Origin of the sequence: Jatrophihabitans endophyticus, from assembly GCF_900129455.1 — a bacterium.
GTDB classification, from domain to species: Bacteria; Actinomycetota; Actinomycetes; order Mycobacteriales; family Jatrophihabitantaceae; genus Jatrophihabitans; species Jatrophihabitans endophyticus.
Genome location: NZ_FQVU01000003.1, coordinates 411,399 through 425,217 on the forward strand (window position 1 = coordinate 411,399; position 13,819 = coordinate 425,217).

Here is a 13,819-nt window from a genome sequence, read left to right on the forward strand (position 1 = left end):
CGGTGGTCACCCGGCAGACTGGCGGGGTGACCACCGCCGGAACGCTCGCCGTCCGCGTCATCCCGTGCCTGGACGTCGACGCCGGCCGGGTCGTCAAGGGCGTCAACTTCGCGGGGCTGCGCGACGCCGGCGACCCCGTCGAGCTCGCCCGTCGCTACGACCAGCAGGGCGCCGACGAGCTGACGTTCCTCGACATCACCGCGTCCTCCGGCGGGCGGGAGACGACCTACGAGGTCGTCCGCCGGACCGCCGAGCAGGTGTTCATCCCGCTCACCGTCGGCGGCGGCGTCCGCACCCCGCACGACGTCGACGCGCTGCTGCGCGCGGGCGCCGACAAGGTCGGCGTCAACACCGCCGCCATCGCCCGCCCGGAGCTGATCGGCGAGATCGCGCGGCAGTTCGGCAACCAGGTGCTCGTGCTCTCGGCCGACGTGCGGCGCGTCCCGGCCGGCGGGGTGCCGACACCGAGCGGCTTCGAGGTCACCACCCACGGCGGCCGGCGCGGGACGGGCATCGACGCGATCGGCTGGATCGGCCGCGCCGCCGACCTCGGCGCCGGCGAGATCCTGCTCAACTCCATGGACGCCGACGGGACCAAGGACGGCTTCGACCTCGACCTCGTCGCCCGTGCGCGGGCCGCGGTGTCGGTGCCGGTGATCGCCAGTGGGGGAGCCGGCGCCCGAGAGCACTTCGCACCGGCGGTCGCCGCGGGGGCCGACGCCGTCCTCGCCGCCAGCGTGTTCCACTTCGGCGAGCTCACCGTCGGCGACGTCAAGGACGACCTGCGCGCGGCCGGCGTCGTCGTCCGCTGAGCGTTTCCGCACCGCGGCCGACCGCCGCGCCGCGTAGAGTCGCGCCGACACGTTCGGCGCACCGGGTCAGGCGCGGGCAGGAGGCACGACGGGCAATGCACGACGACGACGTCCGGGAGACGCCGCCGGCAGTGGTCGGCGCGGTCTCGATCGGCACCGCCCCGCTGCCCTTCCTGGCCGTCTACGCCGTGCTGTTCATCCTGCACGGGACGATCAGCCCGGCCCACCCGCCGGACATCACCTCGACGCAGACCGGCGAGCTGATCGCCGGCATCGTGGCCGCGGTCGTCTTCGTCGTGCTGGCGACGACGCTGTGGCTCTTCCTCAACGGCCGCTACCGCTGGCCGTTCGTCGTGGGGCAGCTGGTCGTGCTCGTCACGACGGCGTGGTTCCTCGTCGACGACACCGCGGGGGGTGTCGCGGTGTCCGCACTCGTCTGCGCGACCAGCCTGGTCGCGCTCGTGCTCGGCTTCGCGCCGGGTTCGTGGCGCCACGTGCGCCGGCCGGTGCCCGCGCTGGTCGGTCGCGCCTTCCGCGAGGACGTGAGATCCGGCGAGGAGGCGACCCCCGCCGAGGTCTAGCGCATATCCGGTACACAGGACTCGCCCATGTTCGGCTCAGGTGTGGTGCTCAGGATGGACACAGCACAGACCAAGACCGCACCTGGTCGGTGATCGCCCGGCCCGAGCCTGGAGAGCCAACGAAATGAGCGCAGCAACCGTCGTGTCGAATCCCACCACCAAGCGCCGGGTCCTCGTCGTGGACGACGAGGACAACGTCACCCATCTCGTCTCGTCCGCCCTGCGCTTCGACGGCTTCGAGACCATCACCGCCGACAGCGGCACCGCGGCCCTCGCCAAGGTGGCCGAGACCGACCCGGACCTCATCGTCCTCGACGTCATGATGCCGGGCCTCGACGGCCTCGGCGTGCTGCAGAACCTGCGGGCCGCGGGCTCGCAGGTGCCCGTCATCTTCCTCACCGCGCGTGACACCGCCAGCGACCGCATCGTGGGGCTCCGCTCCGGCGCCGACGACTACGTCGTCAAGCCGTTCAGCATCGAGGAGCTCCTCGCCCGCGTGCACGCCGTCCTGCGCCGCTCGGCTCCGGACGCCGGTCGCGAGGGCGTACTCACCGTTGCCGACCTCGAGCTGGACGAGAACAGCCACGAGGTCACCCGCGCCGGGGTCGAGGTGCACCTCACCGCCACCGAGTTCGAGCTGCTGCGCTACCTCATGCGCAACGAGCGCGTCGTGCTCAGCAAGACGCAGATCCTCGACCGGGTCTGGAAGTACGACTTCCAGGGGCAGTCCAACATCGTCGAGCTCTACATCGGCTACCTGCGCAAGAAGATCGACAACATCGAGCCCAAGCTCATCCACACCATCCGCGGTGCCGGTTACGTCATCAAGGCCCCGCGCCAGTGACCCGGTGAGCACCGCGCACACCACCGGGCACTACGACGGGCCGCCGCCGACCGTCCCCCCGGCGCAACCGCCGGCGCCGCCCGCCGGGTCACCCGACCCCGCGGACGCGCCGACGCCCCTGCCACGTCGGCGCCGCGGCCCGCGCAGCCTGACGTCGAAGCTCACGCTGTTCGTCGTCTCGCTCGTGGTGGTCCTGGTGCTCGTCGTGTCGTCGACGACGTGGTTCCTCATGCGGTCGTTCCTCGGCGACAAGCTCGAGGGGCAGCTGGGCACGACGTCGACCCAGAACTCCGGCTTCATCGAGCGCTGCCTCGATCACCTCACCCGCGTGAACCAGCGCACGCTCAGCTGCGAGTTCGGACCGCAGACCCAGGAGGAGTGGGTCGCCGCGATCGTCCCGCAGACCGGCACCACGCTGATCTTCAGCGGCAAGTACAGCAGCGAGCTGCACGGTCTCGACCTGACCGCCGACGAGATCCGCGCGCTGATCGAAGACCCGGGACGCCGGTTGACGGTGCAGGTCGACGGCCAGGAGCTCCGGGTCGCGGCACAGCCGGCGCCGGGCGGCGACTACATCGTCGCGACCGGGCTGTCCACCGAGGAGGTCAGTGACACGCTCCGGCGCCTCGTCCTCCTGGAGGTGGTCATCGGCGGCGCGGCCGTCCTGATCGCGCTGTTCGCCACGACCGCCGGCGTGCAGTTCAGCCTGCGCCGGTTGCGACGGGTCACCACCACCGCGCAAGAGGTCGCGACCGAGCTGTCGCCCGAGGGCGCCGGCCTCGACCGCCGCGTGCCCGACGACGAGCCCGACACCGAGGTCGGCCAGCTCGCGACGTCGTTCAACACGATGCTCGCGGCGGTCGAGACGCAGTTCGGGGCTCGCCTCGAGAGCGAGCAGCGCATGCGACAGTTCCTCGCCGACGCCTCCCACGAGCTGCGCACGCCGCTGACCTCGATCCGCGGCTACGCCGAGCTCGCCCGGATGCAGCGCGCGGTCGGCGAGAACAACGAGGACAACCTCGACCGCATCGAGTTCGAGGGCACGCGCATGTCGCGGTTGGTCGAGGACCTGCTCATCCTCGCCCGCGGCGACGGCAACGGGGAGGACCGGCCGCTGCGGCAGGAGCTCATCGACGTCGCCGGGCTCATCGACGACGCCGTGAGCGGGTCGCGGGCGGCGTTCCCGCAGCGCGAGATCGTGCTCGGCGAGGTCGCGCCCGAGGCCCACGTCGTCGGCGACCCCGACCAGCTGCTGCGGGTGATCCGCAACCTGGTCAACAACGCCGCCGTCCACACCGCACCCGAGCGCCCCATCCGCGTGGACGGGACGGCCGACGCCGACGGCGTGACGATCCGGGTGGTCGACGGTGGCCCCGGGTTGTCGGCCGAGGACGCCGCCCACGTCTTCGAGCGGTTCTGGCGCGCCGACAAGGCCCGCACCCGCGCCCGGGGTGGCAGCGGCCTCGGCATGTCGATCGTCGCCACCATCGTCCGCGCGCACGGCGGGAGCGTCCGCTTCGACAGCACCGTCGAGCACGGCAGCACCGTCACGGTGCGGCTGCCGGCGGCGCAGCCGGACTGAGTCGCGGCCTCGGGCACAATTGGCGCCATGCCGCCCGGTGACCCGTCCGCCCTCGACCCGGCCGTCGCGGCGCGCCTCAAGCGCGACGCGCAGGGCCTCGTCGCCGCCGTCGTCCAGCAGTACGACACCGGCGAGGTGCTCATGCTCGGCTGGATGGACGACGAGGCGCTGCACCGCACGCTCACCACCGGGCGGGGGACCTACTGGTCGCGCTCGCGCCAGGAGTACTGGGTCAAGGGCGACACCTCCGGGCACGTGCAGCACGTCAGGTCGGTGGCGCTCGACTGCGACGGCGACGCCCTGCTCGTGAAGGTCGACCAGACCGGCGCCGCCTGCCACACCGGCGAGCGCACCTGCTTCGACGCGGGCGTGCTGGCGGTGAGCGGCGCGTGACCGCCCTGCCCGGCGGCACGCCGGTGATCGGCCGCGGCGACCTCGACCGGCTCGCCCGCACGCACCGGCTCGTCCCCATCACCCGGACCCTCTTCGCCGACGGCGAGACGCCGGTCGGGGTCTACCGCAAGCTCGCGGCCGGTCGGCCGGGCACGTTCCTGCTGGAGTCGGCCGAGCCCGGTGCGTCCTTCTCACGCTGGTCGTTCGTGGGCGTGGACGCCCGTGCGCGACTCAGCGTCGCCGACGGCTCCGCGGTGTGGACGGGCGAGGTGCCCGGCGGCACCCCGACCGACGACGATCCGCTCGCGGCGCTCGGCGCGGCCTGGCGGGCCGTGAAGGCGCCACGGCTGCCCGGGTTGCCGCCGCTCACCGGCGGCTTCGTCGGCTTCCTCGGCTACGACGTCGTGCGGCGCATCGAACGCCTGCCCGACAAGGCGGTCGACGACCTCGGCCTGCCCGAGCTGACGATGTTCCTGACCACGGACCTCGCGGCGGTCGACCACCACGAGTGCACGGTCGTGCTGATCGCCAACGCCGTGCTCGGGCCCGAGATGGGTGCGGTCGAGATCGACGAGGCCTACGCCGACGCGGTGCGCCGGCTCGACCGGATGCAGGCCGCGCTCGCCACCCCCGCCCCGCCGACGGTCGCCACGACCACCGCCGTCGCGCCCAAGGAGGCGCAGTCGCGCACGCCGGCCGGCGAGTACCAGCCGGCGGTCGAGGCGGCGCTGGAGGCGGTCCGCGCCGGTGACGTGTTCCAGATCCAGGTCGGGCAGCGCTTCGTGGCCGACACCGCCGCCGACCCGCTCGACGTCTATCGCGTGCTGCGCACGCTCAACCCGTCGCCGTACATGTACTTCCTGCGCGCCGGCGAGGAGCACGATCCCGTCGACATCGTCGGCTGCAGTCCCGAGGCGTTGGTGTCGGTCAGCGGGGACCGTGCGGTGCTGCACCCGATCGCGGGGACGCGGCGGCGCGGCGAGACCGCCGAGCGCGACGCCGCGCTCGCGCAGGAGCTCGTGAGCGACCCCAAGGAACGCGCCGAGCACGTGATGCTGGTCGACCTCGCCCGCAACGACCTCGGCCGGGTGGCGGCTCCCGGCTCGGTCGAGGTCGTCGAGTTCGGCACGGTCGAGCGGTACAGCCACGTCTGGCACATCGTGTCGACGGTCGAGGCGCAGGTCGCCACGGGCAAGGACGCCTTCGACGTCCTCACCGCGACGTTCCCGGCCGGCACGCTCACCGGCGCGCCCAAGGTGCGGGCGATGGAGCTGATCGACGAGCTCGAACCGGTGCGGCGCCACGTCTACGGCGGCGCCGTCGGCTATCTCGACGCCGCCGGCGACCTCGACATGGCGATCGCCATCCGCACCGCCGTGATGCGCGGCGGCAAGGCCTACGTCCAGGCGGCGGCGGGCGTCGTCGCCGACAGCGTCCCGGCGAACGAGGAGCAGGAGACCCGGAACAAGGCGCGGGCCGTCCTGCAGGCGATCGCCACCGCCGAGACGCTGCGGACGGTGTCGTGAAGCGGTTCGCCGGTCTCGCGCTCGCGCTGCTGGTGGACGTCGTGGGCGCCGGCGGGGCGCTGCTGCTCTCCCTCGCCACGTGGCAACGGGTGACCGCCGCCCGGCCGCGCCCGTTCGGCGACGTCACCGTCGGCATGACCGGTCGCGACGTGGACTCGGCGAGCACGGCGCTCGCCCTGGTGGCCCTCGCCGGCGTCGTCGCGGTGCTGGCGACCCGCGGGTGGTGGCGTCGGCTGGTGGGTGGCTTCGTCGCCCTGGCCGGCGCCGGCCTGGTGTGGCGCGGCATCACCGCGTCGAGCGCGGTCGGCGACGGACGGGCGCGGGCGTTCCTGGAGTCGCACCGGCCGACCGCCTCGTTGTCGCCCGGGGTCGCCCCGCGCGTCGAGGTGCACGGCTGGTGGGCGGTGCTGTCGGTCGGCTGCGGCGTGCTGGTGCTGATCGCCGGTTCGCTGGTGGCGGTGCGGGGCGGACGGTGGCAGGCGATGTCGGCGCGCTACGACGCGGTTCCCCCCGCCTCGCCGTCGGCGGCCGCCGCGCCGGATGCGGCGCCGGCGGACGGACGAGGCGACGCACCGACCGACGGCGAGGCCCGGGACGCGGCGGCGGGGGTGCGGGCCGCGGCCCTGTGGTCGGCGCTCGACCGCGGCGAGGATCCCACCTCCGGGCCGACCGCCGACCCGCGATCCGGCTGACCACGGCGAGCGATTACCCTCTACGCAGCGACTGACGCACCGAGCGGACACGACGCAGGGGGGTACCCGGTGACGAGCGTTCTCGACGACATCGTCGCGGGGGTCCGCGAGGACGTCGCGGCGCGCGAGTCCGTACGTCCGCTCGCCGAGGTCAAGGCCCGGGCGGCCGACGCACCCCCGGCGCGTGACGGCCTCGCGGCCCTGCTCGCCCCCGGAGTCGGCGTGATCGCCGAGGTGAAGCGCAGCAGCCCGTCCCGCGGCGCGCTCGCCTCCATCGCCGATCCCGCCGCGCTCGCCGCCCAGTACGAGGCCGGCGGCGCGCGGGTCATCAGCGTGCTCACCGAGCACCGTCGCTTCGGCGGCTCGCTCGCCGATCTCGACGCCGTGCGGGCCCGGGTCGACGTCCCGCTGCTGCGCAAGGACTTCGTGGTCGGCTCCTACCAGGTGCACGAGGCGCGCGCCCACGGCGCCGACCTCGTCCTGCTCATCGTCGCGGCCCTCGAGCAGAACGTGCTGATCGGCCTGCTCGAACGCATCGAGTCGCTCGGCATGACCGCGCTCGTCGAGGTCCACACCGAGGGCGAGGCCTCGCGTGCGCTGGACGCCGGCGCCCGGGTGATCGGTGTCAACGCCCGCAACCTGAAGACCCTCGACGTCGACCGCTCGACGTTCGAGCGGATCGCGCCCGGCCTGCCCAGCTGCGTCGTCAAGATCGCCGAGTCGGGCGTGCGCGGCCCGCTCGACCTGATCGAGTACGCGTCGTGCGGTGCCGACGCCGTCCTCGTCGGCGAGACCCTCGTCGTCGGCGCCGATCCGCGCCAGGCCGTCGCCGACCTCGTCACCGCGGGCGCCCACCCCGCTACGCCGCGCGCCGCGCGCTGACGTCCCCGGGGCCGATCCGGCGGGGTCGACGGTGACCGGCGCCGGTGACGCTACGGCCGGCGCAGCACGGTGACCGCCCAGGTGGCGTCGTCGCGCCAGGGGGCGAGGTCCCATCCGGCGAAGCGATGTTCACGACGCAGGCCCGCCGCGTCGCAGTCACGGTCGAAGTCGCCGAGCGAATAAGCGCGATCTAGCGCAAATCCGGTCACCACGACCCCGCCGGGACGGACGTGGGTGCTCACACGGGTGAGCACTCGCTCCTCGCTGCCCGGCGCGACGAACACCATGACGTTGCCCGCCAGCACCGCCGCGTCGAACGGCTCGTCGTCGAGGTCGAGGGTGGCCAAATCGGCGACCAGCCAGCGGGGGCCCGGATGGTCCGCGCGAGCCGCGGCGACGAGCTGCGGATCGACGTCCACGCCGAGGACGTCGTGCCCCCGCTCGTGCAGGACGGCGGCGGTCCGCCCCGGCCCGCAGCCCGCGTCGAGGATCCGGGAGCGGGGCGCGACGAGCGCGTCGACGAATCGCGCCTCGCCGGCGAGATCGGCACCCTCCGCCGCGAGCCGGCGGAACCGGTCGATGTACCAGTCGGCGTGCCCTTCGCCGAACTCGGTGAACCAGCGCGGCCGAACGGTCTCACCCATGAACGACGCAGCCCTCCTGCGGCCTGGTCGCGCCGCCGCCGCCGACTCTACGCAGCGCTGCCCGGTATGGTCTCTGCCATGGCGTTCGCAGTGGTCGACGGGCGATGGCGCGGCTGACGCCGCCCACCCAGCCAGCTCTCCTGCGTCCCCGCAGCCTGTCCCGACCGGAGCACCGCCATGACCACGGCACCTGATCGTCCGCACGCTACCGTTCCCGACGCCACGGGCCACTTCGGCCCGTACGGTGGCCGGTTCGTCCCCGAGGCGCTCGTCGCCGCCATCGACGACCTCGCCGCCGCCTTCGACCAGACCCAGGCCGACCCGGCCTTCCGTGCCGAGCTCGCGCGACTGCTGCGCGACTACACCGGCCGGCCGTCGCCGCTCACCGACGTCCCCAAGTTCGCCGAGCACGCCGGCGGTGCCCGCGTGCTGCTCAAGCGCGAGGATCTCAACCACACCGGTTCACACAAGATCAACAACGTCCTCGGCCAGGCGCTGCTGACCCGTCACATCGGCAAGAAGCGCGTCATCGCCGAGACCGGCGCCGGCCAGCACGGGGTCGCCACCGCCACCGCCGCCGCCCTGCTCGACCTCGACTGCGTCGTCTACATGGGCGAGGAGGACACCCGTCGGCAGGCGCTCAACGTCGCGCGCATGAAGCTGCTCGGCGCCGAGGTCGTCCCGGTGCGGACGGGCTCGCGCACGTTGAAGGACGCCATCAACGAGGCGATGCGCGACTGGGTGACCAACGTCGACACGACCAACTACGTCTTCGGCACGGTGGCCGGGCCGCACCCGTTCCCGCTCATGGTGCGCGAGTACCAGCGCGTCATCGGCGACGAGGCGCGCGCGCAGGTCCTGGAACGCGTGGGCCGGCTCCCCGACGCCGTCGCGGCGTGCGTCGGTGGCGGGTCGAACGCGATCGGGATCTTCACCGCGTTCGTGCCCGACGAGGGCGTCCGGCTCGTCGGGTTGGAGGCCGGCGGCGACGGCGTCGAGACCGGCCGGCACGCCGCGTCCATCACCGGTGGCGCGCCCGGCGTGCTGCACGGCGCGCGGTCCTACCTGCTGCAGGACGACAACGGGCAGACGATCGAGTCGCACTCGATCTCGGCCGGTCTGGACTATCCCGGCGTCGGTCCGGAGCACTCCTACCTCAAGGACATCGGCCGGGCCGAGTACCGCCCGATCACCGACCGGCAGGCGATGGACGCGTTCTCGTTGCTGTCGCGTACCGAGGGCATCATCCCGGCCATCGAGTCGGCGCACGCGCTCGCCGGTGCGCTCGATCTCGGCCGCGAGCTCGGGCCGGACGCGGTGATCCTGGTGAACCTGTCCGGGCGCGGCGACAAGGACGTCGAGACCGCCACCCGGTGGTTCGGCATGGACCTCGAGGACGAGCTCGCCGAACCGGCCGACGAGCAGACGCCCGAGGCGGCGTCGTGAGCACCCCGCCGACCACCCCCCTGACCACCGCGCTCGCCACCGCGAAGGCGGCCGGCCGCGCCGCACTGGTCGGGTACCTGCCCGTCGGCTACCCCGACGTCGACACCTCGATCGCGGCGATGCGGGCGCTGGTCGAGGGCGGCTGCGACGTCGTCGAGGTCGGCATCCCCTACAGCGACCCGGTGATGGACGGCCCCACGATCCAGCGCGCCACCGAGCCGGCGGTGCGTGCGGGTGTCGGCCTGCGCGACGCGTTGCGTGCGGTCAGCGCCGTCGTCGACGCCGGAGGCGCCGCCGTCACGATGGGGTACTGGAACCAGGTCGAGCGCTACGGCGTCGCCCGCTTCGCCGCCGACCTCGCCGCCGCGGGCGGCTCGGGCGCGATCACCCCCGACCTCATTCCCGAGGAGGCGGGGGAGTGGCTGTCGGCCAGCGACGAGCACGGGCTCGATCGGATCTTCCTCGTGGCGCCGTCCTCCACCGACGCGCGGATCGTCTCCACCGCCGCCGCGTCGCGCGGGTTCGTGTACGCGACCGCCGTGATGGGCGTGACCGGCGCCCGCACCTCTGTCGGCGATGCCGCGGGGACGCTCGTCGGCCGGGTGCGGGCGCTCGCGCCCGACGTCGCGGTGTGCGTGGGGCTCGGCGTGTCCACCGGCGCGCAGGCGGCCGAGATCGCCGCCTTCGCCGACGGCGTCATCGTCGGCTCGGCGCTCGTGAAGTGCCTGCTCGACTCGCCCGACGAGAGCGGCGTGGCCGCGGTGGGCGAGCTGGCCGCGGAGCTCGCCGCGGGCGTCCGCCACTGACCGCTTTTGGCGGCTGAGCGCAGCATGCTGCGCTCAGCCGCCAAAAGCGGAGGGGGTGGGGGGATCAGCCGCGGGCCAGGGCCTGCAGCTGGCTCAGGTCGCCGTTGAAGCGGTCCTGGTCGCCCGGGTACGTGCCCGAGTCGGCGTTCTGCCAGAACGTGTAGTAACCCCAGCCCGCGGGCAGGGCACCGACCGACGAGCTGTACCGCGCGATCCACAGCGGGTTGGTGCCGGAGAAGTCACCCGAGACGCACTGCGACCACCACGACGTCGAGGTGTAGATGACGGGGTAGACACCCGTCGCCGCGTGGTAGGTGTTGCTGAAGTCGCGGATCCAGGAGCCCATCGCGCTGGCCGACAGGCCGTAGCAGGTGGCTCCGGACGGGTTGTACTCCATGTCCAGGGCGCCGGGCAGCGTCTTGCCGTCGCCGGACCACCGGCCGCCGTGGGCGAGGAAGTAGTTCGCCTGCGCGGCGCCGCTGGACGACCCCGGCCGGGCGAAGTGGTACGCGCCGCGGATGAAGCCGGCGTCGTACGAGCCGGTGTAGTTGGACCCGAAGTTCGGGTCGGTGTAGGTCGTGCCCTCGGTCGCCTTGATGTAGACGAAGCGGGCGCCGGCGCTGTACTGCGCGCCCCAGTTGATCGACCCCTGGTAGTGCGAGACGTCCATGCCGTACACGACGCCGGCCGCCGAGGCGGGGCCGGCGGCGACGGTGAGACCGAGTGCGGCGGCGAGGGTGGCGAGCAGGGCGAGTGCGGTTCTCTTCACGACGGGTGCCTCCTGGTGGTCGTCCGGAACGGAGCTGCGAAACCGGACAAACCCTGGCAGAAGCGCAGGAAACCGTACATGGGGAGCGGTCTCCATCGGCCGCATCACGGCGCGAGCAGCAGCTTGCCCGTCGTTCGTCGGCCCTCGAGGTCGCGGTACGCGGTGGCGACGTCGGCGAGCGGGTAGCGACCGCCCACGGCGATGTCGAGCGAGCCGTCGGCGATGCCGGCGAAGACGTCACCGGCGCGCTGCAGCAGCTCGGCCCGGGTGGCCGCGTAGTGCGCGAGCGTGGGACGGGTGACGAACAGCGAGCCGGCCGGGTTGAGCCGCTGCAGGTCGAACGGGGGCACCTGACCGCTCGACGCGCCGAAGAGCGCCAGCAGGCCGCGCGGACGGAGGGCGGCGAGCGAGGCCTCGAACGTCGCCCGCCCCACGCCGTCGTAGACGACGTGCACGCCGTCGGGGACGACGTCGCGCACCGCGGCCGCGAGGTCGCCGGCGTCGATCTCGTCGGTCCGCAGCACCACGTCGGCGCCGGCCGCCCGGGCGACGGCGACCTTCGCCGCGCTGCCGACGGTCGCGACGACGCGCGCACCCTGCGCCGTGGCCAGCTGGACCAGCAGCCGGCCGACCCCGCCGGCCGCCGCGTGCACGAGCACCTCGTCGCCCTCGGCGACCGGGTACGTCGAGTGCACCAGGTAGTGCGCGGTCATGCCTTGCAGCAGTGCCGCCGCGGCGAGGTCGGCCGGCACCTGCTCCGGGACCGGCACGGCCTGCGCGGCGTCGACCACCGCGAGCTCGGCCTGGCCGCCGCGGGCCGACGCCGTGGCCACCACGTCGCCCTCGCCGATCCCGTCCACGCCCGCGCCGACGGCGACGACGCGGCCGGCGCACTCGTCGCCGAGGACGAACGGCGGCTCGCCCGGATACACGCCCTCCCGCATGTACACGTCCTTGAAGTTGACGCCCGCCGCCGCGACCTCGACGAGCACCTCGCCCGGGCCGGGTTCGGGGTCGGGCCGCTGCTGCACGGCCAGGACGTCGACGCCACCGTGTTCGGTCACCACCACTGCGCGCATGTCCGATGTCCTACCCGGTTACCGTTGCTGTCGTGAAATCCGTGGCCGGCATCGACGATCGCCTGCTCGCGTCGATCCCCAGCCCGACGCGCAGCGTGTGGCACCTGGGGCCGCTGCCCGTCCGCGCGTACGCGCTGTGCATCATCGTCGGCATCGTCGTCGCGCTGTGGGTCGCCACCCGCCGCTGGCGCGAACGCGGCGGCGATCCGGACCACGTGTGGGACGTCGCCGGCTGGGCGATCGTGTTCGGCATCGTCGGCGGCCGGCTCTACCACGTGCTCACCGACCCCGAGCTGTACTTCGGCTCCGGGCGCCACCCGCTCGACGCGCTCAAGATCTGGGACGGCGGGCTGGGCATCTGGGGGGCCATCGCCCTCGGCGGCGTGGGGGCCTGGATCGGCTGTCGCCGCCGCGGCATCCGGCTCGCGGTGTTCGCCGACGCCTGCATCCCCGGCGTGGTCTTCGCGCAGGCGATCGGCCGGCTCGGCAACTGGTTCAACAACGAGCTCTACGGCGCTCCGACCGACCTGCCGTGGGGCCTCGAGATCCACAACCTGTCGATCGAGACCGGCCGCAGCAACGGCGCGGTCATCGGCACCTTCCAGCCGACCTTCCTCTACGAGCTGCTGTGGGACGCCGCCGTGGGCGTCGCGCTCATCCTGCTCGACCGCCGGCTGCGACTCGGCCGTGGCAACGTCCTCGCCCTCTACGTCATGGGCTACACGCTGGGGCGGTTCTGGATCGAGCTGCTGCGCCGCGACGACGCGAACCACATCCTCGGCCTGCGGCTGAACGTGTGGACCTCGATCGTCGTCTTCCTGCTGGGCCTCGCCTACTTCCTGCGGCACGGTGGCTTCCGCGCCGAGCGCGAGGCGAGCCCGTACCAGGACAGCCATGTCGCCGTGCCGGTCGCGGCGGACCCGGCCCCGGCCGGGCAGGGCGCACCCGAAGCGGACGAGGAGGTCGCGGCCGAGCGTGGGCACGACGACTGAGGCCGAGATCCACCACCAGCACCGCGACGTCGGCGGCGGCTGGCTGCGCCCCACCGTCTTCGGGGCCATGGACGGGCTCGTCTCCAACTTCGCGCTCGTGGCGGGGGTGGCCGCGGCCTCGTCGAGCGGCACGCAGGTCACCCTCGCCGGGTGGGCCGGCCTGGTCGGCGGCGCGTTCTCGATGGCGGCCGGCGAGTTCATCTCGGTGCGCAGCCAGAACGAGTCGACGGCCGCCGAGGTCGAGGTCGAGCGTCGTGAGCTGCTCACGAACGCCGCGGCCGAGCAGGCCGAGCTCGCGCAGGCGTTCGTCGCGAAGGGCGTCGACGCCGACATCGCCGCCATCGTGGCCGCGCAGCTGTCGCGCGATCCGGACCAGGCGCTGCTCGTCCACGCGCGGGAGGAGCTCGGCGTCGACCCCAAGCAGCTGCCCAGCCCGGCCGTCGCCGCCGCGTCGTCGCTCGCGTCGTTCGCGCTCGGTGCCTTCGTCCCGCTGCTGCCCTACCTGCTCGGTGCCACGACGATCGTGGTGCCCGCGGTGCTCGCCGTCGTCGCGCTGTTCGCCGCCGGTGCGGTGACGTCGCGCTTCACGAGCCGCAGCTGGTGGTTCGCGGGCGCCCGGCAGCTCGCCTTCGGCCTCGCCGCGGCCGCGGTCACCTACGGTGTCGGCGCGGCGTTCGGGGCGACGGTCGGCTGATCCGTCCCTCAATCCGTCACCGACCCGCTCGGCCCCGTCGCGTCGTCGCCGGCGCGGATGTGACATCCGCCGTTGTC

Annotated in this window: 15 protein-coding genes; 12 read left to right on the forward strand and 3 right to left on the reverse strand. The window is 73.6% G+C overall.

Features of this window, described 5'->3' with window-relative positions:
- Positions 1 to 26: 26 nt before the first annotated feature.
- From hisF to trpC, 8 genes are all read left to right on the forward strand, one after another.
- Complete coding sequence (hisF, locus tag BUE29_RS12060; RefSeq protein ID WP_073390545.1) at positions 27 to 812, forward strand: imidazole glycerol phosphate synthase subunit HisF; 786 nt, start codon at positions 27 to 29, stop codon at positions 810 to 812.
- A gap of 95 nt (positions 813 to 907) precedes the next feature.
- The gene (locus BUE29_RS12065; protein WP_073390548.1) at positions 908 to 1,393 is read left to right on the forward strand and encodes a hypothetical protein; all 486 of its coding nucleotides are present in this window, start codon (positions 908 to 910) and stop codon (positions 1,391 to 1,393) included.
- A 124-nt stretch (positions 1,394 to 1,517) separates the two neighbouring features.
- On the forward strand, positions 1,518 to 2,237 hold the full coding sequence (locus BUE29_RS12070; protein ID WP_073390551.1) for a response regulator transcription factor: 720 nt from the start codon (positions 1,518 to 1,520) through the stop codon (positions 2,235 to 2,237).
- 4 nt (positions 2,238 to 2,241) lie between these two features.
- Positions 2,242 to 3,819: a sensor histidine kinase gene (locus tag BUE29_RS12075; protein WP_073390554.1), complete on the forward strand. Its 1,578-nt coding sequence runs from the start codon at positions 2,242 to 2,244 to the stop codon at positions 3,817 to 3,819.
- 27 nt (positions 3,820 to 3,846) lie between these two features.
- Positions 3,847 to 4,212 carry a phosphoribosyl-AMP cyclohydrolase gene (gene hisI, locus BUE29_RS12080; RefSeq protein ID WP_073390558.1) on the forward strand — a complete coding sequence of 122 codons (366 nt, stop codon included), beginning with the start codon at positions 3,847 to 3,849 and terminating at the stop codon, positions 4,210 to 4,212.
- On the forward strand, positions 4,209 to 5,738 hold the full coding sequence (locus BUE29_RS12085) for an anthranilate synthase component I (RefSeq protein ID WP_234971426.1): 1,530 nt from the start codon (positions 4,209 to 4,211) through the stop codon (positions 5,736 to 5,738). Before hisI ends, BUE29_RS12085 begins: the two co-directional genes overlap by 4 nt.
- Positions 5,735 to 6,430 (forward strand): Trp biosynthesis-associated membrane protein, encoded by a 696-nt coding sequence (locus BUE29_RS12090; protein ID WP_073390560.1) that lies wholly within the window; start codon positions 5,735 to 5,737, stop codon positions 6,428 to 6,430. Before BUE29_RS12085 ends, BUE29_RS12090 begins: the two co-directional genes overlap by 4 nt.
- Before the next feature lie 69 nt (positions 6,431 to 6,499).
- Positions 6,500 to 7,312 (forward strand): indole-3-glycerol phosphate synthase TrpC, encoded by an 813-nt coding sequence (gene trpC, locus BUE29_RS12095; RefSeq protein WP_143168151.1) that lies wholly within the window; start codon positions 6,500 to 6,502, stop codon positions 7,310 to 7,312.
- A 50-nt stretch (positions 7,313 to 7,362) separates the two neighbouring features.
- On the opposite strand, the gene BUE29_RS12100 is transcribed toward trpC, so the two are convergent.
- Positions 7,363 to 7,956 (reverse strand): class I SAM-dependent methyltransferase, encoded by a 594-nt coding sequence (locus BUE29_RS12100; protein ID WP_073390566.1) that lies wholly within the window; start codon positions 7,954 to 7,956, stop codon positions 7,363 to 7,365.
- A gap of 177 nt (positions 7,957 to 8,133) precedes the next feature.
- On the opposite strand from BUE29_RS12100, the gene trpB reads away from it, so the two are divergent.
- Both trpB and trpA read left to right on the forward strand, forming a co-directional pair.
- Positions 8,134 to 9,402 (forward strand): tryptophan synthase subunit beta, encoded by a 1,269-nt coding sequence (trpB, locus tag BUE29_RS12105; RefSeq protein ID WP_073390569.1) that lies wholly within the window; start codon positions 8,134 to 8,136, stop codon positions 9,400 to 9,402.
- The gene (gene trpA, locus BUE29_RS12110) at positions 9,399 to 10,208 is read left to right on the forward strand and encodes a tryptophan synthase subunit alpha (RefSeq protein ID WP_073390573.1); all 810 of its coding nucleotides are present in this window, start codon (positions 9,399 to 9,401) and stop codon (positions 10,206 to 10,208) included. The genes trpB and trpA overlap by 4 nt, the downstream gene beginning before the upstream one ends.
- Positions 10,209 to 10,272: 64 nt before the next feature.
- On the opposite strand, the gene BUE29_RS12115 is transcribed toward trpA, so the two are convergent.
- Positions 10,273 to 10,977 (reverse strand): lysozyme, encoded by a 705-nt coding sequence (locus BUE29_RS12115; RefSeq protein WP_073390576.1) that lies wholly within the window; start codon positions 10,975 to 10,977, stop codon positions 10,273 to 10,275.
- A gap of 104 nt (positions 10,978 to 11,081) precedes the next feature.
- On the reverse strand, positions 11,082 to 12,056 hold the full coding sequence (locus tag BUE29_RS12120; protein WP_073390578.1) for a quinone oxidoreductase family protein: 975 nt from the start codon (positions 12,054 to 12,056) through the stop codon (positions 11,082 to 11,084).
- 5 nt (positions 12,057 to 12,061) lie between these two features.
- Between BUE29_RS12120 and lgt the strand changes: the two genes are divergently transcribed.
- Both lgt and BUE29_RS12130 read left to right on the forward strand, forming a co-directional pair.
- The gene (gene lgt / locus BUE29_RS12125) at positions 12,062 to 13,048 is read left to right on the forward strand and encodes a prolipoprotein diacylglyceryl transferase (RefSeq protein WP_084180986.1); all 987 of its coding nucleotides are present in this window, start codon (positions 12,062 to 12,064) and stop codon (positions 13,046 to 13,048) included.
- Positions 13,032 to 13,742: a VIT1/CCC1 transporter family protein gene (locus BUE29_RS12130; protein WP_073390583.1), complete on the forward strand. Its 711-nt coding sequence runs from the start codon at positions 13,032 to 13,034 to the stop codon at positions 13,740 to 13,742. The genes lgt and BUE29_RS12130 overlap by 17 nt, the downstream gene beginning before the upstream one ends.
- Positions 13,743 to 13,819 lie beyond the last annotated feature (77 nt).